This window comes from Myroides sp. JBRI-B21084 (genome assembly GCF_030545015.1).
Lineage (GTDB): Bacteria > Bacteroidota > Bacteroidia > Flavobacteriales > Flavobacteriaceae > Flavobacterium.
Window position 1 is genome coordinate 2,481,403 of sequence record NZ_CP120653.1, and the last position, 21,039, is coordinate 2,502,441.

Sequence of the window (21,039 nt, forward strand, 5' to 3'; positions counted from 1 at the left end):
ATGAAAGAAGGATATAACTGTTCATTTTGTGGGAGACCAAAACCCGAAACAAATATTTTAATTGCAGGTATCGATGCCCATATTTGCGACCATTGTGTTGAACAAGCGCACGGTATTGTACTAGAAGAATTAAAAGAACAAAACGGAACAGGATTGTCAGATGAGGTTTTGTTAAAAAAACCACATGAAATTAAAGCGTTTTTAGATCAATATGTAATAGGTCAAGATCAAACCAAAAAAGTGCTTTCGGTAGCTGTTTACAATCACTACAAACGTTTATTGCAACAAGATTTAAAAAACGATGTTGAAATTGAAAAAAGTAACATTATTGTAGTTGGTCAAACAGGTACAGGTAAAACATTGGTTGCTAAAACTATAGCACGTATGTTAAATGTGCCTTTAGCAATTGTAGATGCAACCGTTTTAACCGAAGCTGGTTATGTGGGTGAAGATGTTGAAGGGATTTTAACTAAATTATTACAAGCAGCCGATTACGATGTTGAAAAAGCGCAACGCGGTATTATTTTTATCGATGAAATTGATAAAATTGCTCGTAAAAGCGATAATCCGTCAATAACCCGCGATGTAAGTGGCGAAGGTGTACAACAAGCTTTGTTAAAACTTTTAGAAGGATCGGTTGTTAACGTACCGCCAAAAGGAGGTAGAAAACACCCTGATCAAAAATTCATCGAAGTAAACACTCAAAATATTTTGTTTATAGCAGGCGGTGCTTTTGATGGAATTGAACGCATTATTACCAAACGATTGAATTTTCATGCCGTAGGTTTTGGTTCATCAAAAGAAAACGAAAAAGCCGATAAAAACAATTTATTGCAATACATTATTCCAAAAGATTTAAAAGATTTTGGTTTAATACCCGAAATTATAGGGAGGTTACCTGTGTTAACGCACATGGATCCGTTAGATCGTGATACCTTGCGTTCTATTTTAACCGAACCTAAAAATGCATTGGTAAAACAATACCAAAAGCTTTTTGAAATGGACGATGTTACCTTAACTTTTACCGAAGATGCTTTGTGGTATATTGTTGATAAAGCTTTAGAATACAAATTAGGAGCACGTGGATTGCGATCGTTATGCGAAGCTGTTTTAACCGATCCTATGTACGATTTGCCGGGATCTAACCAAACAAGTTTTGAAATTGATAAAGATTTTGTAAAGCACGCTTTAGATAAAAACTTAATGAAGCGTTTGGCTTTAACCGTTTAATTATACAAACCCTTTCTATTTTGAAAGGGTTTTGTTTTTTTAAATTCTTTTTTTGTAGCTTTAAAACAAAAAATGAAAAAATTGTTGTTACTTACTTTTATAAGTATTTGTACTGCTTCATGCACAAAAAAAATTGAATTATCGGGCGAAATTGTTAGTCAAAAGGTACAAGTTTCAAAGTACACTGCTTTATCAAACAACACCATTGCAAATATTGAATTAGATTCAGCAGTACCGCCAAATACTATACAAATTACGGGCGATAAAGCACTTATTGAAAATTTGGGTATCACTACCCAAGGTGGTTCCTTAAACATATCAAACAAACAAGACCTATCCATTCAAAGCAATAAAGCGCCAGTTACCATTAAAATCAACAATCCGCAATTACAAAAAATAGTAATAGCTGGTACTGGCTCATTAGTTACTAATAATGTTACATTGGTGAACGATGTTGAATTTCATGTTTCGGGAACTGGTGATATTAGCGTAAAACTTTTTAACAATAGTAGCACGGTTTTTGCAACAGGTACAGGAGATGTGCGTTTGCGTGGAATAAGTACCGAATTAAAAGCACATATTTCGGGTACAGGTAGTTTATTTGCGCAAAGTTTAAATAACAAGTTAGCAAATATTGAAATTACGGGCAATGGTGATGCTAGAATGAATACAACAGACGAATTAAATATTAAGATATCGGGGGTAGGAAATGTATCTTATAAAAAGTATACCGACTTAAAAGTTTTTCAAAAAATATCGGGTATAGGTAGTGTGAATCCTTACTAAAAAAAACGGAAAAACCAATTTTCATTTCCGTAATTTTATGGATAGATTTGTTTGTATTAAAAACAAACATGGGTACATTAGTAATAAGTAAAAAAGAAAACAACAGCTATAAATATACATACAATAACCGCAAGGGAAGTGTAATTTTTACAAGTAACAGTTATCAATCTAAAGCACATTGCTTAAGCGAAATAAATATTTTAAAACGCAATTTTGCATTAATTCAATTTATAAATTACAAAACGCCGTCGGGTAAATTATTTTTTAAAGTTAGTATCAACGATCATGTAGTAGGAGTTAGCCGAAAGTTTACAACCCCACTACTTATGGAAAAAGGTTTAAACGATTTAAAAAATAATTTTTTAAAAACAGAAGTACTAGATTTTACCGAAGAAATATTCGATTTTCAAGCGGCCGAAGCAGTGTTCTAACCTAATTATAAATAAAATGAAGAAAATTTTAACAATGTTACTGGTTTCATTATTAACAATAACCAGCTATTCACAAGTTCGAAAAATAAAAGGAAACGGAATTGTTCAAGAAAAAAACCGTCGTGTAGAAAAATACAACAAAGTAGTTATTGATGGCGATGTAACCGTTGAATTGTTAAACAATCCGTTTAAAAACACAATAAAAACAGCTGGTGATGGTAATTTACACCAATTGGTAAGCATTACCGTAAACAACCAAGTGCTAACTTTAAAACGCAAGCCAGGATTTGAAATTTTAAGCGCTACACAACCTTTAGTAATTACGTTAACCACTAAAGATTTAAACGAAATAACTTTAATGGGCGATAAAGGTAGCATAACTAATTTAGCGGCTATAGAAACTGCTAGCTTAAAGTTAACCAATACTGGTTCTGGTTCAATGGATTTAAAGGTTAAAGTAGAACAATTAGAACTAAATACCGAAAACAACGCAGCTATTAAAGTAACAGGTAATGCAAATACAGTAAAAATAAAAAGCAACAGTACTGGCGATATTGACATGAAAGAACTATCGAATTTTTTTACAGAAGTTGAGGCAAACAATTCTGGAAATATTTTTACAAACACCGTAAATGGTATTGACGGCGCTTTAAACGGATCGGGAAATTTGTACTATCGTTTTACAAAAACAGTAAATGTTACCGAAAATGCAGATGGAAATGCGATAAAAGAAGAAATTTAAGTGGTTCAAAAACAGAAAGGTAAGTTTTTGTTTAAAAAAAAGTGGTTTTTTATTGCGATTTTTCTTTGCAAACATTAAAAATCTTTTTACATTTGCAACCGAAATAAGAAACCAAACGGCGAGGTAGCTCAGTTGGTTAGAGCGCAGGATTCATAACCCTGAGGTCACGGGTTCAACTCCCGTCTTCGCTACAAAAGAGAATCAATTACTATTGGTTCTCTTTTTTTATACATTACATTCAAAATTTATTTCATCTTAAATTTTGAATGTAATTTAGTCTTCATCAATTAAATTATAGCACTAATATATTTTGTAAAGTATGATTTGCATCATAACAATTAACTTTTTTTAGTACTTACTTTTGTAACAAATTAAAAGATAAAAAAGTCTTTTATAATCTTAAAAAAAATCTAAAAAATATGTTATCAAAATCACAAGCACGAGCATTTTTTTTAGGCGGAACAGTAGTTACCTTTTTAGTCTTTATAGGCTTAACCATCTATTCGTTCATGCCTAAAAATGATCAAACTTATCATGATAAGATTGATGCAAAAGTTATTAGAGGTAAAGAACTTTGGGAATCGAACAATTGCATGGGATGCCATTCCATACTTGGTGAAGGTGGTTATTACGCACCCGAACTTACTAAAGTAATTGAACGTAGGGGCGAAGTTTATGTAAAAGCGGCATTACAATCACCAGTACCTTGGGGTGCACGAGGTAGAAAAATGGTGAAATATGAAATGAACGATGCCGATGCCGAAGCAATGATTGCTTATTTTAAATGGATAGGTAATATTGATTTAAATGGCTTTGATCGTGTGGTATCGCCTTTAGTAAAAGATAAAGAATAATCCAAAAAAATAGAAATATGAAATTTAAATCACAAAAAGTAGCTTATTGGTTCTTTGGATTATGCATGTTGTTATTTGCATTACAAATTATCTATGGTTTTATCATGGGCTTTGCCCGAATTGGAATGGACGGTTTACACGACTTTATTCCTTTTAACACAGCACGTGCCGTGCACACCAATTTATTAGTAGTTTGGTTGCTAACCGGCTTTATGGGGGCTGCATATTATATTATTCCTGAAGAAGCACAACGCGAATTAATAAATGTAAAATTAGCGTACGTACAGCTTATATCGCTTGCTGTTGTTGGTGTTTTGGCAATTATTGGATATCATTTTAACATTTGGGAAGGTCGTAAATTTTTAGAAATTCCTCGTGAATTAGATTATTTAGTGGTTGTTAATGTTTTACTTTTCTTAGGTTTAATTTTAGGAACTTTATACAAAGCCAAACGCCGAACCACTACAGCATTAGTGCTTTCAATGGGCTTATTATTCGCAGCATTATTGTATTTGCCAGGTATGATTTGGTTTGATAGCCAAGTAACCGATTCATTTTTCCGTTGGTGGGTAGTGCATTTATGGGTTGAAGGTGTTTGGGAATTAATCATGGGTGGTATTTTATCGTACTTATTAATTAAATTAACCGGTGTTGATAGAGAAGTAATAGAAAAATGGTTGTATGTAATTGTTGGTTTAACTTTTTTGTCGGGAATTTTAGGAACAGGCCACCATTATTACTACATAGGTGTAAATAAAATTTGGTTAATTGTAGGAGGAATTTTCTCTGCCCTAGAACCACTTGCATTTTTAGCCATGGCATTGTTTGCAGTGTATATGTATCGTAAAGGCGAAAAAAATCACCCTAACAAAATAGCGTTGTTTTGGACCATAGGCGCATCAATTGTATCGTTTATAGGCGCAGGTTTGTTAGGTTTTGCGCATACTTTACCGCAAACAAATATTTATACGCACGGTACATTAGTTACAGCAATGCACGGGCACTATGCTTTTTGGGGTGCTTATGCTATGATAGTTTTAGCTATTATTAGTTATGCCATGCCTAATTTAACTGGCCGTAAATTGTATGATAGTACACGCGGACATTTAGCTTTTTGGTTCTCAAATGTAGGTATGTTAGGTATGACAGTAGCTTTTGGTGTTGCAGGTGTAGCCCAAGTATATATGGAACGCAAAATGAAAATGGATTTTATGGATGTGCAAAATGAAATTAAAGTTCACTTTATTGTACTTATACTTTGTGCAACTTTATTCACAGTCGGAATTATATGCTACATTTTAGAATTTATTAAATACGGTAAACCAACCGATGAAGCGTTAATAAAAGATAATAATTAACATTTTACCAACCGAAACCAACAGCTTTACATTTTTAAAGTTTTGGTTTCGGTTTTTTTTAGAAGAATTATGACACAAACAGAAACTATTTTTTACAAAGCTGTTGGCAACGAAATAGAGGTTTTTAATCACATTAATCAACTTAAATTACCATTGTTATTAAAAGGTCCTACCGGTTCAGGTAAGTCGCGTTTTGTTGAATTCATGGCAATCACCCTAAATAAAAAATTGTATACCATTAGTTGTCACGAAGAAACATCGGCAACTGATTTAATTGGTAGGTATATTATTAAAGGTGCAGAAACTATTTGGATTGATGGTCCTTTAACAACCGCAGTAAAAAACGGTTACATTTTGTATTTAGATGAGGTTGCCGAAGCGCGCCCCGATGTAATTGTTGCCATTCACTCACTTACCGATCACCGTAGAGAACTTTTTATTGATAAATTAGGTGAAACCATTAAAGCGCATCCCGATTTTATTTTGGTAGCATCATTTAATCCTGGTTATCAAAAAGGATTTAAAGAACTAAAACCTTCAACAAGGCAACGTTTTGTGGCTCTTTCATTTAATTATCCCAATCCAAAAACCGAAGCCGAAATATTAGTGAATGAAACCGGTATAGCTGCCGAAATTGCTATAAAATTGGTAACAATTGCTTCAAAAATTAGAAATTTAACCGAATTAGGTTTAACCGAAACCGTTTCAACACGTTTGTTGGTTGATGCTGCTAAGTTAATTACCAACGGTTTACCTAAGCGCTTAGCGGTTCATGTAGCGGTTATTGAGCCTTTAACCGATGAATTAGATACAATTCAGGCACTTAAAGATTTATGTGATTTAATGATTTAATAAAAAATGGGATTTGAATTAGATGAATTTCTATATAAAAAAGTACTAAAGTATTTTAAAAATAAACGAAATAATAATGCCGAACTGTTAAAAAAACAAGTTGTTTTAGCAGATATAAAACCGCGTTTAACACTTTTTGCTCGTGCTATTTGTGGCGAAGCTATTGAAATTTATCCAGCCGAAAGGGAAGGAGGGTACAAAAACAAAAACTTTTTTTTACCCATTAATTGTGCGCTTTTTGAAACGTATCAAGAAAATTTAAAATTTTATTTTTTTAGAATTTTGTATTTGCATCAACAACGCAATTTAAATTTTAATTGGCAAGCTAACAGTGCAAACACAACCCATCAACAAGCATTAGAAAAAGCATACGAAACGGCACCTATTGTTTTAGAAAATCTTTTTAAAAATTTTCCTGCAATGCAAGTTGTTTATAACGAAATGTACGCGCAATTACCTTTGCTTAAAAATACCAATACCCCCGATTTATCTTGGTTGTACGGTAAATGGATGAAGAATGCTGATGCAGAAGATGAAAAAGATTTTTTACAAAATTTTAACGATAAGGTTTACAAAAATCAACCCAATTTAACACCCGAAACTACTTTAAAAACAAAGGCGGTTGAAGAAATTGAATCGTTAATGATTGATAAAAAACAGCAAGAAGATTATGTTTTAATGCACAGTTTTGAAAAAATTGAAACGGCAGAAGAATTCAACGGCAATTGGCGCGATTTTGATGGGCGTGATGAATTAGAAGACCACCAAGAAGCTTTAGAAGAAATGAATATGCGTTTTACGGTTCGGGTTGATGATCTAACACATTCGGTATATCAAGCAGATTTTGTTGAAAACACATCGGTTGCAGAAAGTGCCGAAGCCGAAGAAACTGGTGTTTGTTATGAATACGATGAATGGGATTTTAAAAAACGCAAATATTTAACTCAGTTTTGTAAAGTTTACACTAAAAATCAAAAGCAAACCAGTCCAAATTATTACAAAAATACACTTATAAAATATAAAGCAACTTTAAGCGGTTTGCGTAAAATGTTAACAAGTGTAAATAATAAAATGCAACAACAACGCAAGCAATTACAAGGCGATTCGTTTGATTTAGATGCATTAACCGATTTGTACACCGATATTCATTCAGGAAAATCGCCCGACGAACGTGTGTATCTATCCAAACGCAAGCAAAATAAAGATCTTGCTATATTGGTTTTGTTAGATATTAGTTTGTCTAGTGATGGATATGCTGCAGGTAACAGAGTTATAGATGTGGAAAAAGAAGTTTCTATTTTATTTGGCGAAATTTTAAACGAATTTCAAATAGATTTTGCAATAGATGGATTTTATTCAAAAACTCGAAATTTTAATACATACCTCACTTTAAAAGATTTCAATGAAAATTGGAACTCCGCAAAAAATAAAATTGGAGCAGTTGAACCAAACGGATATACACGTATAGGTCCGGCTTTAAGACACGCAGGTGCTCGTTTAAATAAATTAGATGCTAAAAATAAATGGATTATTGTACTTTCTGATGGAAAACCTAATGATTACGATAAATACGAGGGGCAATATGGTATAAATGATGTAAAACAAGCCTTACGCGAACTTAATGAACAAAAAATAAATTCATACGCTTTAGCAATAGAAGCGCAAGCAAAATATTATTTACCACAAATGTTTGGTCAAAATCATTATCAAATATTAACATCGCCCAACGCATTAATAAAAGCAATGGTAAAGTTGTACGAAAAAATTAAACATCAATAAATATGGAAACTCCCAATATATTTTCATCAATACCTTCAGGACATCCAATTAATACGTATTTAAAGGAAACCGAATTAATAAAACAGTTAATTAATGAAATTCTTTCTATTAATCCAGCCGAAGAATTTCAAAAGTTTTATAATATTTTTAATCATTTGGCAACGGTTGAAAGAAGGTTTGAACGCAAAGAAAACCAACTTTTTCCTTATTTAGAACAAAAAGGATGGACCGGACCATCAAGAAATATGTGGTCGTTTCACGATACCATTAGGGAAATGTTTCGGGTTGTGCGTAAAAATATCGATGAAAACGATTTTTCTTCAATTCAAAACAACACCTATCTGTTGGCTCAAAATATTATGCGATTGCTTCAAGTTGAAGAAAATGTATTATTTCCAAATGCTCTTGAAATGTTAACGCAAACTGATTGGGTTACCATGCGTAAAGGCGAAGATGAAATAGGTTGGATGTTGGCCGATAAACCTTTAACATACCCCAATGAACCAGATTACGTTCATCCATCATTAGATACTGAACGCCGAACCAATGTTGTTTACAACGAAAATGCCTTACATTACGATGAGGGTTTTATGACGGTTGAACAAGTAAATCTTATGTTTAAAACGTTACCAATTGATTTAACGTATGTTGATGAAAACGATAAAGTTATTTTTTACAACAGAGGCGAAGAACGCGTTTTTCCGCGAAGTGCTGGAATTATTGGTCGTGAAGTGCGATTTTGTCATCCACCCAAAAGTGTAGATACCGTGTTACAAATCTTAGAAACTTTTAAAAAAGGAGAACAAAACGAAGCATCTTTTTGGATTAATTATAAAGAACGCCTAATTTATATTAGATATTTTGCTGTACGCGATGCAGAGAAAAATTACAAAGGTGTAATAGAAATGTCGCAAGACATAACCGAAATTCAGCAAATAACAGGCGAACGACGATTATTAGAATGGGATATTAATTATGAAAGGCTATGAGAATTATAAGTACTATTTTATTCAGCATTTTTAGCATCTTACTTTTTTCTTGTGAAACTGTTGAACATCGTCATGCTCCAAAAACTGCAGATGAAGCTTTAAAAGAATTGATTGAAGGAAACCAGCGCTACGTAAAGAATGTATCTATACATCATAATTTTATTGATGAAGCACACCATTCCGAAAAAGAACAACATCCACATACTTTTGTGTTGTCTTGTATTGATTCACGTGTGCCACCTGAAATTGTTTTTGATCAAGGAATTGGAAATTTATTTGTTGCCCGAGTAGCTGGAAATATCGAAGATCCAAATATTTTAGGAAGTATGGAATATGCCGTTCAAGTAAAAGGTACTAAACTGTTAGTAGTGTTAGGACATTCCAATTGTGGAGCGGTTCAAGGCGCAATTGATAATGTGAATTTGGGACATTTAACTCAATTAACCAATCAAATCAAAGTAGCATTTAATGAACACAGAACGTATCCATTGCCCGAGCATATATCAGATGAAACAGGTCGATTAAACGTGCTTTCCACAATAGATGATATTCTCTTTTCAAGCAAAATTATTAGAGATTTGGTTAATCAAGAAAAAATAAAAATAGTAGGAACATTTTACGATTTACATACAGGTAAAATTGAAATTTTAAAATCATGACTAGCTCAAAATCAATATACTATCCGCCAGGTGGCCTTTTAATTTGGATTGTAATTTATCTAGAATTAATAACATTTGGTATGGCAACCTTAGCATTGGCATATTATGGTTCACAAAATCGATCAGAATTTCACGCCGATAGTTTGTTATTAAACAAAACAGTTGCTACCATAAATACAATTGTTTTGTTAACCAGTGGTTATTTTGTAGCCATTGCCATAAAGCATTTTAAAGCGCAACAACTACCAAAAACCTTACAGTTTTTAACTTGGGCTATTTTATGTGGAACTTTATTTTTGGTATTAAAAGGTTATGAATATTACGAAAAAATAGAAGCTGGTTTAACCATGGGCAAAAGCGATTTTTTTAATTATTATTGCTTGCTTACTGGTTTTCATTGGCTACATGTTTTAGTTGGAATTGTAATTTTACTTTTTTTTAGATTTAATATAGCCAAAAAGCAAACAGTAGCATCGTTAGAAGATTTTGAAGCCGGTGCCGCTTTTTGGCATATGTGCGATTTAATATGGCTGTTTTTGTTTCCTATTTTATATTTAATGTTTTAAAAAAGCTTATGAGAATTACTTTAACCCAAACCTATATTTTACTTGTTTTTTTAACGGTAGTAACAGCAATAACCGCTATTTTTGGAAATTTTAACGTAGGTGTAAAATTTATTATTTTATTAGCAATTATAAAGTTTTGGCTTGTTGGTTTTCAGTTTATGGAACTAAAAAAAGCAAATAAGTTTTGGAAAATAACTTTAATTAGTTTTGGTTGCATAATTGGTTTTTTTTACACTGTTTTACTGTGAAGTTTTCAAAAAATTAATAAAAAATATTCTATTTGTTTAGTTGTAATTTCAAAAATAAATTTGTTACCTTAGTATAACACATTTTAAACAACAAACAAATGAAAATTTTTAAAACAATACTTTTTGTTCTTTTTGGCTTAATGTTTGCAAATGCTGGCTTAGATAAGTTTATACACTACATGCCAATACCCGAAATGGATAATGCCATGCAAGAAATTTTTAAAGCAATGGATACTTTAAAATGGTTAATACCTTTAGTTGGTTTTGCTGAATTATTGGGTGGTATTTTAGTTTTAATTCCTAAAACCAGATTTTTAGGTACTTTAATTATCTTTCCTGTATTAATAGGTATTATTTGTCATAATGCAACTTTTGCACCCGAAGGTTTACCAATTGCAGGCGTTTTGTTGCTAATAACTTTGTGGATTTTTTACGATAATTTAGGAAAAATTAAGCACATTTGTTGCTAATTTTTTAATTTAAAAGTGAAGGTTTTACTTCACTTTTTTTTAGTTTATAAATTTTTGTAATTTTAAAATAATTCAATTGAAATATGAAAAGAGGCGTAGTTTTTATGGGTACTGTAATGGCTATCTTAATGGTGTTAATTGTACCTATCTTGGCCTATTTGTTTACACATAAAAGTTGGATTATTGATTTAACTGGAAAAAATGAATTAGGCGATGCCATTGGCGGAACAACTGCACCTATTATTGGCGTTTTTAGTGTTGTTTTTACATTTATGGCGTTCTATATTCAATATGAATTTAATAAACGCCAAAACGAAATTTTGCAACTTCAAGTTAAAATTAATATTCGTCAATCATTAGAACCCTATTTTATCTATTTAATTGATAGTTTAAAAAAGTTTAAATTAGAAAATAATTCCAATAAAAAAGTAACTTATAATGGCGACTATATAGAACCTGTTAGTCAAGGCGATTTGTTAAAATTAAAATTTCAGGTAGCAAATGTTTTTGCAGGTATTATAAATTTTAAAGAAACTCATCACACTATAAAAAAATTACAACTAGCTGATTTATTCGCTTATGAAAAGCATATTTATTTTGATGAACATGTAATTGACGATTACGTTTTTCATGTTAATACAATTTACAATTTTTTAAGCTTTAATATTGAAATAGATAATGGCGAAGATAAAAATGAAATTATTCAAGAGTTTTTGTTTAAATATTTGTCAAGTTTATCAATAAATGAAATTTATTTTAATATTTATTATCTAATTATTTTTCATACCGATTTTGCAAGTATTTGTAAAGAAATTGTTCTAAAATCAATAGAAAATTTACCAACTGATCGTAAAAAGGAGTTTTTATTAATGGTTTTTGAATATAAATTTCAAAACTAATTAAAAAAAACAATTGCAGTTGCTTTTTATTAGTACTATTTTTGTGCTAAACAACGCCCAATGTATTACATAAAATTGCCCTTTTTATTTGTATTATTTTCTATTACAACATTTGCCCAAACAAAACCCACTAAAGAATATTTAACACATTTAAATGCTGCTCAAAGTCATAAAGTTGGCTTAGTTAAAGATAAAAGGCATTTAAATAAGTTGGTACAACAAGGAAAATTAGTTGCTATAAAACAGCGTGGATACGGGTATCGTATAGATAAGCTAACTCATAGCCATGCATTTTTAGTACCTAATGGCAGATCTGTTTTAAATTCCTTAGCATCTGATTTTGTTAAAGCTACAGGCCAAAATTTTTTCGTTGTAACTTCCCTAACGCGTACAGAATATGACCAAAATAGGTTGCGCAGAGTAAATTCTAATGCTTCGTCAAATGATAGTTCACATTGTTTTGGAGGTGCAATTGATATTTCTTATGTACGTTTTAACCACCATTTAGGGCCTAATTTTAAACTAGAAAAAAAATTAGAAAATCTTTTAGAACTGTATCAAAAACAAGGGAAAATTTATTTTGTAAAAGAAAGACATTCCCGATGTTTTCATATTATTTTTAGATAAATTTTAGTTTTAAAAGCGTTTAGAAAAATTATAAAAAGTATGTTTCTACGGCTTTTGGTTGTTTGTGAAAAAAACGTAATTTGCACCACAAAATGTACAAATGACTGCTATAAAACAACGAAAAAGTAATCGCAGAAAAATTAGTAGAAAACCAAAAAAATGGGCGCCATGGAAATGGCATTTGTTAGCCTATACTATTTTGTTGTTTTCTTTTTTAACTTTTCATTACCGCGATGGAATTGTATATTTTATAGCCGACTGCTACGAAAGTATCTTTAAAAATCATAAAAAAAACGAAATTACCATTCATGATATTCGTGCCGTTGAAATTTTAGATAAGCATAAAAAGCATCTTTTTGGATTTGATGTATCTCATTATCAAAGTGATATTAATTGGAAAGAAATTGATTCGTTGTACAATAAATTCGCAATAGATTATGTTTTTTTACGCTCAACGATGGGGGTAGAGGGAATCGATACAAAATTCAAATACAATTTTAAAAAAGCTAAAAGTAGGTTGTTGGTACGTGGCGCATATCACTATTACCGACCTGATGAAAATAGTACACTGCAAGCGCAAAATTTTATAAAAAACACACCTCTAGAGCCTGGTGATTTTTTCCCGGTTTTAGATATTGAAGAATTACCTAAAGAGCAATCAAAAGATAAAATGCGTGAAGGTTTAACAAATTGGTTGCGTTTAGTGGAAAAGCATTACGGTGTTAAACCTATTATTTATTCTGGTGCAAATTTTTATGAATTACATTTAAAAGAACATTTTCCAGAATATAAAATTTGGATCGCGAAGTACAGTTTGTTCAACGAAAAAATGAATAACGATTGGCATTTTTGGCAGTTTACAGATAAAGGTACTGTAAATGGTATTGAAACTAAAGTAGATCTAAATATTTTTAAAGGTGACCGTTACGATTTAAAGCAATATGTTATTCAGTAAAAAAAATAAGGTAGTTTTTAGCTACCTTATTTTTTATTTTTAAAAATACTGTTTAGTATTGTTTTCAATAGTAGTTTTAAGTTTTGTTAAGTTTGTTTCTTCTTGTGCCTTTAAAGTACTACTAATTATAGCCATAATTGATTTTGAAATCATTCCATTACCTTCAGCCATTGTTGTTGAACTTATTTTTGTTTGATTATTTGGTAATGAATTAAACGTAATTGTATAATGCATGTCCATAAAGTCAGATTCGTATACCATAGAAATAGATTTATTTGGAATTATTTTGGTTATGGTTTCTTTAATAATCATGGTTTCACCATTGTTATCAAAATAAACATTAGAAACAGCACCAACTTGCCCTTTTGTGCCACTTACATGTTCAAATTTTTTAAAACCAGTTAACCAATCTGGTAACTTTTCAACGTCATTCATAACAGCCCAAGCTTCGTTAGCTGGTTTAGCAACCGTAATTTCACTATCATAAGTTACTTTAGGCGTTATAAAGCCAATTGCAACAAAACCAATAGCTAATGCTAAAAGTAAAACAACAAAAAATTTAATAAACTTCTTCATTTTTTCTAAAATTTAAATGTATTATTTGGCTAAAATAATAATATCATTCACTTCTATAGTATTTTTTGGATATTTTTTTTGTACACTGTTAATCATTGCCATACCTACCTCTTGGAGTGTACAAGCATAGTTTGGAGCTATTTTTTTTATAAACGGATAGAAAACTGTAGCTAATTTTAAAGCATCGGGTATGTTCTTTTGATTTTTCATTGGTTTCATTAAACCGGGTCTAAAATTGTAAACTGCCGTAAAAGGTAATTTTAATAAGGCATTTTCTGTTTTGCCTTTAACACGCGCCCACATTGTTTTACCGTTTTCAGTACTATCAGTCCCTTTGCCAGAAACATATGTAAATACTAAATTTGAATTTATTTCAGAAAGAGCTGTTGCAAAAGGAACTACTAATTGATACGTTTTTCTGTAAAAAGATGCTTCGTTTTCACCAATTGATGAAACTCCTGCACAAAAAAAGCAAGCGTCAATCGCGCCAATTTGCTCTTTTATTTGATTTACTTCATTAAAATCTTTAAGTATAATTTCTTGAAGTTTTTCGTGTTTTAAGCGGATGGATTTTCTGCTTAAACTAATCACATTTGTTACGGCGTTGTTTTGTAAACATGCCAACAAAACACCTTCGCCTACCATTCCAGTTGCCCCTGTAATTAATACGTTCATTATAATATTTTTTTTAAAAATACATAAATAAATTGTATTTCAATACTTTTAAAAAAAAGTTCAGTAAATGTTTGTAAGAATTATCCTTTTACATCTAAAGCATCGCGAAGGGCATTACCAATCATCATAAAGGCAACCACCACCAAACACATTGCAATTCCAGGAATTAACGCTAAATAAGGTTTTCCTAAAATAATATAATTGTAGTGTTCTTTCATCATGCCACCCCAGCTAGGAACAGGAACTTGTGCACCTAAACCTAAAAAGCTTAAACCACTTTCAACCAAAATAGCCGATGCAAAATTAGCCGCAGATATTACAATAACCGGAGCCATAATATTTGGAATAATGTGTTTGAAAATAATACGAAGATCTGAAAAGCCTAACGCACGCGCAGCGGTTACATATTGCATTTGCTTTACGCTTAAAACTTGGCCACGTACCACACGTGCCACTTCAACCCACATGGTTAAACCAACTGCAATAAAAACTTGCCAAAAGCCTTTGCCTAAAGCTAATGTAATTGCGATAACTAATAAAAGGGTGGGGATAGACCAAATTATATTTATTAACCAAAGTATTAAAGCATCGGTTTTACCACCAAAATAACCAGCTAATGCACCTAAAGTTATACCAATTAATAAGGATATAAATACAGCAACAAAACCAATTGCTAATGATACACGTGCACCAATTAATAATCTACTTAAGTAATCGCGCCCTTGATTATCAGTACCTAGCCAATAAGTTTTTGTTTTAATATAGTTGGTTTTAATTGCAGTTTCATTTTTTGTAGGAAATACATTTTTTAAAATATATTTAGTTTGAGCTATTTTTGGATCTACCGAAAATTCTTTATAAAACAACGTATCGCCAACAAACTTATGAGATAAAATAGGAATAAATTGTTCGGTAATTGGTTTGCCTGTAAAATAATTTAAAAAACTACTTTTTACCTTTTTTTGTAACGGAATAGATAATACGGTAACAGAAAAACCTGGTTTTTGGGTACTTATAGAAACATCGCCGTTATTTGCATTTATTGTAGAATCGGGTGATAATACATACGCAAACAAGGCTATTAAGCTTAATAAAACGATAAAGACTAATGAAAAAACGCCCCAATAATTTTGTTTAAATTTTTGGAGCGCTTTTTTATTTGCCGAAACAAATTTTTTAAACACTTTTATTATTTTTTAAGAGTTTTAATATCGGTTAAAACATTCACAGCTTCCTCAACATACACATCAGTATTTAAATTTTTATGCCAACGTTTGCGTTTGTTTTGTAACACGGTGTCGTTTTTAAATAATGCTTCGTCGTATGGTAACGATTTAAAAGTTAAGTTGTTTTTGTAATCTTTTAACGCATTAAATTTTTTAGATTGTTCTTCTAATTGTTTTGATTTTGCTAAATAGTCTTCGTATTTTAAAGAAAATGTATTATCTTCTTGTTGCGATTTTACCCATTTAGCACTTTCATCAATTAACTTAAATTCTTTATTAGTGGCAACGCGTTTTTTACTTTTATCAATTACCGTAGCAAAGTTATTGTTGAAACTTGTGAATTTAGACATGGCAATTTTATCCCAATTCATAGCGTTATCGTTATCGCGTTCGCCTGTATCAATATATAAAAATCGATCTGGTAAAACAATATCACTTTCAACACCTTTTAGCTGGGTTGATCCACCATTTACTCTATAAAATTTTTGACTAGTGAATTTCATTGCACCTAAATCGCCAATTTTTTTATCGCCAAAACGGTTTAAATCTAATAAATTTTGAACGGTTCCTTTACCAAATGAATGTTTAGACCCCAAAATTAAACCACGGTTATAATCTTGAATTGCTGCAGCAAAAATTTCTGAAGCCGACGCCGAATAATTGTTAATTAAAACAACTAAAGGACCTGTCCATTGGGTTTTGTTGTCTCTATCATATAAAACCTCGCTATTGCCCGATTTTGCCTTTACTTGCACTACGGGACCTTGCGGTATAAATAAACCAACCATGTCAACTACGGTTTGTAAAGATCCACCGCCGTTGTTACGTAAATCTATGATAATACCTTCAACGTTTTGTGCTTTTAAATATTCTACTTCTTTTGCTACATCTTTAAAAGCGTCGCGGTTTTCTTTATTTTCAAAATTAATATAGAATTTTGGTAAATGAATCATTCCGTATGTGCCTTGTGGTGTTTCAATTACAGTTGATTTTGCAAAGGTGTCTTCAATCTCGAATTTATCGCGTGTAATTGAAATAATCTTAACAGAACCATCAACTTTTTTAACGGTTAAATTAACAACAGTACCTTTTTTACCTTTAATCATTTTTACAACTTTATCTAAACGCATGCCAATAATATCAACTGGTTGTTCGTTGCCTTGACCTACTTTTAAAATAACATCGCCGTTTTCTAATTCGCCTTGACGCATAGCTGGACCACCAGGAATAATTTCGGTAATTTCGGTATTTTGGTCTTTCTTACGTAATTGCGCACCAATTCCTTCCATAGATCCTGTCATACTTTCATCAAACTTTTGTTTATCGTCTGGAGCTAAGTAGTTTGTATGCGGATCAAATTGTTCTAACAAAGTATTTATGTACATAGAAAGCCAATCTTCGCGAGAAATTTCTTCAAAAAATTCAAAAAACTCATTTAAAGATTTTAAAGATGTTTCGCGGGCTTCTTTTTCTAATTCTACAAACGTTTTTTTAGGTAATTTGTTTAAAGAATCGTTTTCTTGAATCTTTAGATTATCTTCAATAGTAGATAAAACACTTAATTTAAGTTGTTTGCGCCAACGGTCTTTTAATTCTTCTTTATTTTTAGCCCACGGTTGTTTTTCGTAATCCGTATTTATCGATTCGTTAACTGTAAAATCTAAAGGTTTTGCTAAAATTTCTTTATAAAAAGTTTTTGCTTCTTGTATTCTAGTTTCAACCAAAGGGTAACTTTTGTTAAAAAAATCAATACGTTGCGCTTTAAACTCGTCGTCTAATTCGGTTTTAAATTTGTTTAATTCATCAATATCACTTTGTAATAAATAACGTTTATTACCATCAATAATATTTAAATAATTGGTATATACTTTTTCAGAAAAAGTATCATTTAAATCGGCAGGGTGGTAGTGCGCATTTTGTAAAACAAAATTTAAAACCCCCATTAAAAATGCTTCTTTTTCTGGATTTGGGTCATTAGCCTTTTTAAAAGGCACAAAACTCCACAATGCTGCAGCTAAAGCTACAACAAGTAATATAACTTTATAATTTCTTTTCATAAATTGCCAAATAGCAGTCATCAATAAATTTTCAACTAAAGTAAATAAAATCTACTTACAAAGGCAAATTCTACATAAATAAAATTTTGTTAAGGTGTTTAACCAGCTGTTTATTTTAATTTGCATTTTGTTTTAATTGCTTACTTTTACATAGATTTTAAAAGATTTAATTTTTTAAGCAGTTTTAATAATGAGAAAACCAGTGATTTTAGTAACTAATGACGATGGCATTACTGCACCTGGCATTAGAACTTTAATTAATATAATGAAAGAAATTGGCGATGTTGTAGTTGTAGCGCCCGATAGCCCTCAATCGGGTATGGGGCATGCAATTACGGTAAATAACGCGCTTTTTTTAGAACAAGTTTTTATAGATAACCAAGAAAGTAAAGAGTATGCTTGCTCAGGCACACCAGTTGATTGCGTAAAAATTGCTATAGATCAAATTATAAAAGCAAAACCAGATTTATGTGTTTCGGGTATTAACCATGGATCTAATTCATCTTGTAATGTAATTTATTCTGGAACCATGTCTGCAGCTGTAGAAGCGGGTATGAGTGGTGTGCCTGCTATTGGTTTTTCACTGCAAGATTTTAGTTGGAATGCCGATTTTGAACCTATTAAAAAGTTTGTAAAGCAAATTACGCTTGAAACTTTAAAAAAAGGCTTACCTGAAGGAGTTGTTTTAAACGTGAACTTTCCTAAACTTTCCGAAAATGAAATTAAAGGCATTAAAGTTTGTAGGCAAGCTAATGCTACTTGGGTTGAAAAATTTGACGAGCGTACCAATCCACATGGTAAAAAATACTATTGGTTAACAGGTACATTTGTGAACCATGACAAAGGCGAAGATACTGATGAATGGGCACTAGCAAACGGATACATTTCTGTGGTGCCAGTTCAGTACGATTTAACAGCTTATCATGCAATGCAACAACTAAATACATGGGAATTATAATGAATAAATTTTTAAAATTTTTATTGGGAACTTTAGCTGCATTATTGGTTTCATTTGTGATAGGTAGCGTAGTTTTTAGATTGTTTACAGGCTTAAATCCGTTTGTAGAAATGGCAATTTTTAGTATGGGAAGTGTTTCATCTAAAGCTTTTTCCATAGGAGCCATACCAAATATAGGGTTGTTTTATCTTTTTTTAAATCGCAACAACTACTACAGTGCGCGCGGTGTTATTTTCTCATTCATTATAATTGGTTTCTACATTATTTTTAGTTAATGAAATATTATATAATAGCAGGCGAAGCTTCGGGTGATTTACACGGAGCAAATTTAATGAAAGCGCTTTTTAAGGCAGAACCTAATGCACAAGTACGTTTTTGGGGCGGCGATTTAATGCAGCAAGTAGGTGGTACCTTAGTAAAACATTATCAAGATTTAGCTTTTATGGGTTTTGCCGAAGTACTTGCAAACTTAAAAACCATATTAAAAAACATTGCGTTTTGTAAAAAGGATATCGCCAAATTTAATCCAGATGTAATTATTTTTATTGATTATCCTGGATTTAATATGCGCATTGCTAAATGGGCAAAAAAGCAAGGTTTTGATACACATTATTACATATCGCCACAAATTTGGGCATGGAAAGAAAGTCGCATTAAAGCAATAAAGCGCGATATTAACCATATGTACACCATTTTGCCTTTTGAAAAGCCATTTTACGAAGAAAAACACAATTATAAAGTAGCATATGTTGGGCATCCGCTTTTAGATGCTATTGAACAATTTAAACAAAAAACACACGAAGATTTTAGAATAAAACATAAACTTGATAACCGACCAATTATAGCACTTTTACCAGGTAGTAGAAAACAAGAAATAAGTAAATTACTTACCGAAATGTTGCAAATTGTAAGTAGATATCCTGATTATCAATTTATTATAGCTGGAGCGCCAAGTTTAAGTGAATTGTTTTATAAGCCGTTCATACATACAAAAAATGTTCAATTAATTTTAAACGATACCTATAACTTGTTAAATAATGCATATGCAGCAATTGTTACATCGGGTACCGCTACTTTAGAAACAGCTTTGTTTAACGTACCACAAGTTGTTGTTTATAAAGGAAATGAACTATCGTATCAAATTGCAAAACGCATCATTAAATTAAAGTATATTTCTTTGGTGAATTTAATTATGGATGAAGAAATTGTTACCGAATTAATTCAAAATGAATGCAATACAAACCGAATACAAACCGAATTTGAAAAAGTTATTAACAATCCTGGTCGTAGCAAAATGCTTGAAAAGTACCATGAATTAAGGGATGTTTTAGGTGGAGGTGGTGCAAGTGAGCAAGTTATTAACAATATTAAGAAAAATTTAAGAGAAAATTAGTACTGTTAAGAAAATTAAAAAACATATATTTGTGATATACCATAAGCAAAGATTATAAATTCTATATCAAAATATTAATTAATGAAAAATTTAGCTTTAACGTTAGTGACGTTGTTTACAGTATGTTTGAGCGCAAATGGAGTAGCACAAACTGCTAAAAAAAGTCCAATTGTTACAACAACATCACAAAAAGCAAAAGAAGCTGCAGAACTTGCTAACATTAACAAAAAAATGAACGCAATTGATGACGAGTTAGATAATAAGTCATCTAAAAAAGCAGAAAAGCAAAAATATTGTTATTTAACAGAGCAACTACTAAATGTTGCCAATGATTACAGAGGAATTAGATATCAATGGGGTGGAATGTCACGATCAGGTATGGATTGCTCAGGATTTGTAAAAAATGCTTTTAACCAATTTCACATAGATTTACCTAGAACTTCAAAAGAAATGGCTTCACGTGGCGAACGCGTTTCTGTTGCAGATGCTAAACCAGGCGATTTAATTTTCTTTAAAAACGGTGGTTCAAGAGTTATTAATCATGTAGGTATAGTGATTGAAGTAAACGGCGACGATGTAAAATTTATACATTCGGCTACTTCAAAAGGGGTTTCTGTCAATTCAACAAAAGAAGCTTATTACAGTAAAGGTTTTGTACAAATAAACCGTGTTTATGACAGACAAGTTTTATAGTTAGTTATTTAATATT

24 protein-coding genes and 1 tRNA gene are annotated in these 21,039 nt (G+C 31.4%); 21 read left to right on the plus strand and 4 right to left on the minus strand.

What is annotated here, in order from left to right:
* The 17 genes from clpX (at position 1) to P3875_RS12060 (ending at position 13,445) form a co-directional block, all read left to right on the plus strand.
* A complete protein-coding gene (gene clpX / locus P3875_RS11980; RefSeq protein WP_303444186.1) occupies positions 1-1,230 on the plus strand; it encodes an ATP-dependent Clp protease ATP-binding subunit ClpX in 1,230 nt (409 codons plus the stop codon).
* Between the two features lie 72 nt (positions 1,231-1,302).
* Positions 1,303-2,016: a GIN domain-containing protein gene (locus P3875_RS11985; protein WP_303444187.1), complete on the plus strand. Its 714-nt coding sequence runs from the start codon at positions 1,303-1,305 to the stop codon at positions 2,014-2,016.
* Between the two features lie 68 nt (positions 2,017-2,084).
* Positions 2,085-2,447, plus strand: a complete 363-nt coding sequence (locus P3875_RS11990; protein ID WP_303444188.1) for a hypothetical protein — start codon at positions 2,085-2,087, stop codon at positions 2,445-2,447.
* Between the two features lie 16 nt (positions 2,448-2,463).
* Positions 2,464-3,189, plus strand: coding sequence for a GIN domain-containing protein (locus P3875_RS11995; RefSeq protein WP_303444189.1), 726 nt, complete (start codon positions 2,464-2,466; stop codon positions 3,187-3,189).
* 117 nt (positions 3,190-3,306) lie between these two features.
* Positions 3,307-3,380, plus strand: a tRNA-Met gene (locus tag P3875_RS12000).
* A 228-nt stretch (positions 3,381-3,608) separates the two neighbouring features.
* Positions 3,609-4,043 carry a c-type cytochrome gene (locus tag P3875_RS12005; protein ID WP_303444190.1) on the plus strand — a complete coding sequence of 145 codons (435 nt, stop codon included), beginning with the start codon at positions 3,609-3,611 and terminating at the stop codon, positions 4,041-4,043.
* Positions 4,044-4,060: 17 nt separating this feature from the next.
* Positions 4,061-5,401, plus strand: coding sequence for a cbb3-type cytochrome c oxidase subunit I (locus tag P3875_RS12010; RefSeq protein ID WP_303444191.1), 1,341 nt, complete (start codon positions 4,061-4,063; stop codon positions 5,399-5,401).
* A 69-nt stretch (positions 5,402-5,470) separates the two neighbouring features.
* On the plus strand, positions 5,471-6,253 hold the full coding sequence (locus P3875_RS12015) for a CbbQ/NirQ/NorQ/GpvN family protein (RefSeq protein WP_303444192.1): 783 nt from the start codon (positions 5,471-5,473) through the stop codon (positions 6,251-6,253).
* Between the two features lie 6 nt (positions 6,254-6,259).
* Positions 6,260-8,032: a nitric oxide reductase activation protein NorD gene (locus tag P3875_RS12020; RefSeq protein WP_303444193.1), complete on the plus strand. Its 1,773-nt coding sequence runs from the start codon at positions 6,260-6,262 to the stop codon at positions 8,030-8,032.
* Between the two features lie 2 nt (positions 8,033-8,034).
* Complete coding sequence (locus tag P3875_RS12025; protein ID WP_442930319.1) at positions 8,035-9,021, plus strand: DUF438 domain-containing protein; 987 nt, start codon at positions 8,035-8,037, stop codon at positions 9,019-9,021.
* Positions 9,018-9,680 (plus strand): carbonic anhydrase, encoded by a 663-nt coding sequence (locus P3875_RS12030; RefSeq protein ID WP_303444194.1) that lies wholly within the window; start codon positions 9,018-9,020, stop codon positions 9,678-9,680. Before P3875_RS12025 ends, P3875_RS12030 begins: the two co-directional genes overlap by 4 nt.
* Entirely contained in the window at positions 9,677-10,246 is a 570-nt protein-coding gene (locus P3875_RS12035; protein WP_303444195.1) for a cytochrome c oxidase subunit 3, read from the plus strand. Before P3875_RS12030 ends, P3875_RS12035 begins: the two co-directional genes overlap by 4 nt.
* Before the next feature lie 8 nt (positions 10,247-10,254).
* The gene (locus P3875_RS12040) at positions 10,255-10,494 is read left to right on the plus strand and encodes a cytochrome C oxidase subunit IV family protein (protein ID WP_303444196.1); all 240 of its coding nucleotides are present in this window, start codon (positions 10,255-10,257) and stop codon (positions 10,492-10,494) included.
* A gap of 98 nt (positions 10,495-10,592) precedes the next feature.
* Positions 10,593-10,964: a DoxX family membrane protein gene (locus P3875_RS12045; RefSeq protein ID WP_303444197.1), complete on the plus strand. Its 372-nt coding sequence runs from the start codon at positions 10,593-10,595 to the stop codon at positions 10,962-10,964.
* Positions 10,965-11,047: 83 nt separating this feature from the next.
* Entirely contained in the window at positions 11,048-11,863 is an 816-nt protein-coding gene (locus tag P3875_RS12050; protein WP_303444198.1) for a hypothetical protein, read from the plus strand.
* A 60-nt stretch (positions 11,864-11,923) separates the two neighbouring features.
* The gene (locus P3875_RS12055) at positions 11,924-12,490 is read left to right on the plus strand and encodes a DUF5715 family protein (protein WP_303444199.1); all 567 of its coding nucleotides are present in this window, start codon (positions 11,924-11,926) and stop codon (positions 12,488-12,490) included.
* 100 nt (positions 12,491-12,590) lie between these two features.
* Positions 12,591-13,445, plus strand: coding sequence for a glycoside hydrolase family 25 protein (locus tag P3875_RS12060; protein WP_303444200.1), 855 nt, complete (start codon positions 12,591-12,593; stop codon positions 13,443-13,445).
* A 39-nt stretch (positions 13,446-13,484) separates the two neighbouring features.
* Here P3875_RS12060 and P3875_RS12065 read toward each other — a convergent pair whose 3' ends face one another.
* From P3875_RS12065 to P3875_RS12080, 4 genes are all read right to left on the minus strand, one after another.
* Positions 13,485-14,021, minus strand: coding sequence for an SRPBCC family protein (locus P3875_RS12065; RefSeq protein WP_303444201.1), 537 nt, complete (start codon positions 14,019-14,021; stop codon positions 13,485-13,487).
* 21 nt (positions 14,022-14,042) lie between these two features.
* On the minus strand, positions 14,043-14,696 hold the full coding sequence (locus P3875_RS12070; protein WP_303444202.1) for an NAD-dependent epimerase/dehydratase family protein: 654 nt from the start codon (positions 14,694-14,696) through the stop codon (positions 14,043-14,045).
* Between the two features lie 80 nt (positions 14,697-14,776).
* Entirely contained in the window at positions 14,777-15,880 is a 1,104-nt protein-coding gene (locus P3875_RS12075; protein WP_303444203.1) for an ABC transporter permease, read from the minus strand.
* Positions 15,881-15,885: 5 nt separating this feature from the next.
* Entirely contained in the window at positions 15,886-17,979 is a 2,094-nt protein-coding gene (locus P3875_RS12080; RefSeq protein ID WP_303444204.1) for a carboxy terminal-processing peptidase, read from the minus strand.
* A gap of 190 nt (positions 17,980-18,169) precedes the next feature.
* On the opposite strand from P3875_RS12080, the gene surE reads away from it, so the two are divergent.
* The 4 genes from surE to P3875_RS12100 all read left to right on the plus strand — a co-directional run bounded on the left by surE (position 18,170) and on the right by P3875_RS12100 (position 21,023).
* Positions 18,170-18,937, plus strand: coding sequence for a 5'/3'-nucleotidase SurE (surE, locus tag P3875_RS12085; protein WP_303444205.1), 768 nt, complete (start codon positions 18,170-18,172; stop codon positions 18,935-18,937).
* Positions 18,937-19,212 (plus strand): hypothetical protein, encoded by a 276-nt coding sequence (locus P3875_RS12090; protein WP_303444206.1) that lies wholly within the window; start codon positions 18,937-18,939, stop codon positions 19,210-19,212. Before surE ends, P3875_RS12090 begins: the two co-directional genes overlap by 1 nt.
* Complete coding sequence (lpxB, locus tag P3875_RS12095; RefSeq protein ID WP_303444207.1) at positions 19,212-20,330, plus strand: lipid-A-disaccharide synthase; 1,119 nt, start codon at positions 19,212-19,214, stop codon at positions 20,328-20,330. The genes P3875_RS12090 and lpxB overlap by 1 nt, the downstream gene beginning before the upstream one ends.
* Before the next feature lie 81 nt (positions 20,331-20,411).
* Entirely contained in the window at positions 20,412-21,023 is a 612-nt protein-coding gene (locus P3875_RS12100) for a C40 family peptidase (protein WP_303444208.1), read from the plus strand.
* The last annotated feature ends 16 nt before the right edge of the window (positions 21,024-21,039 follow it).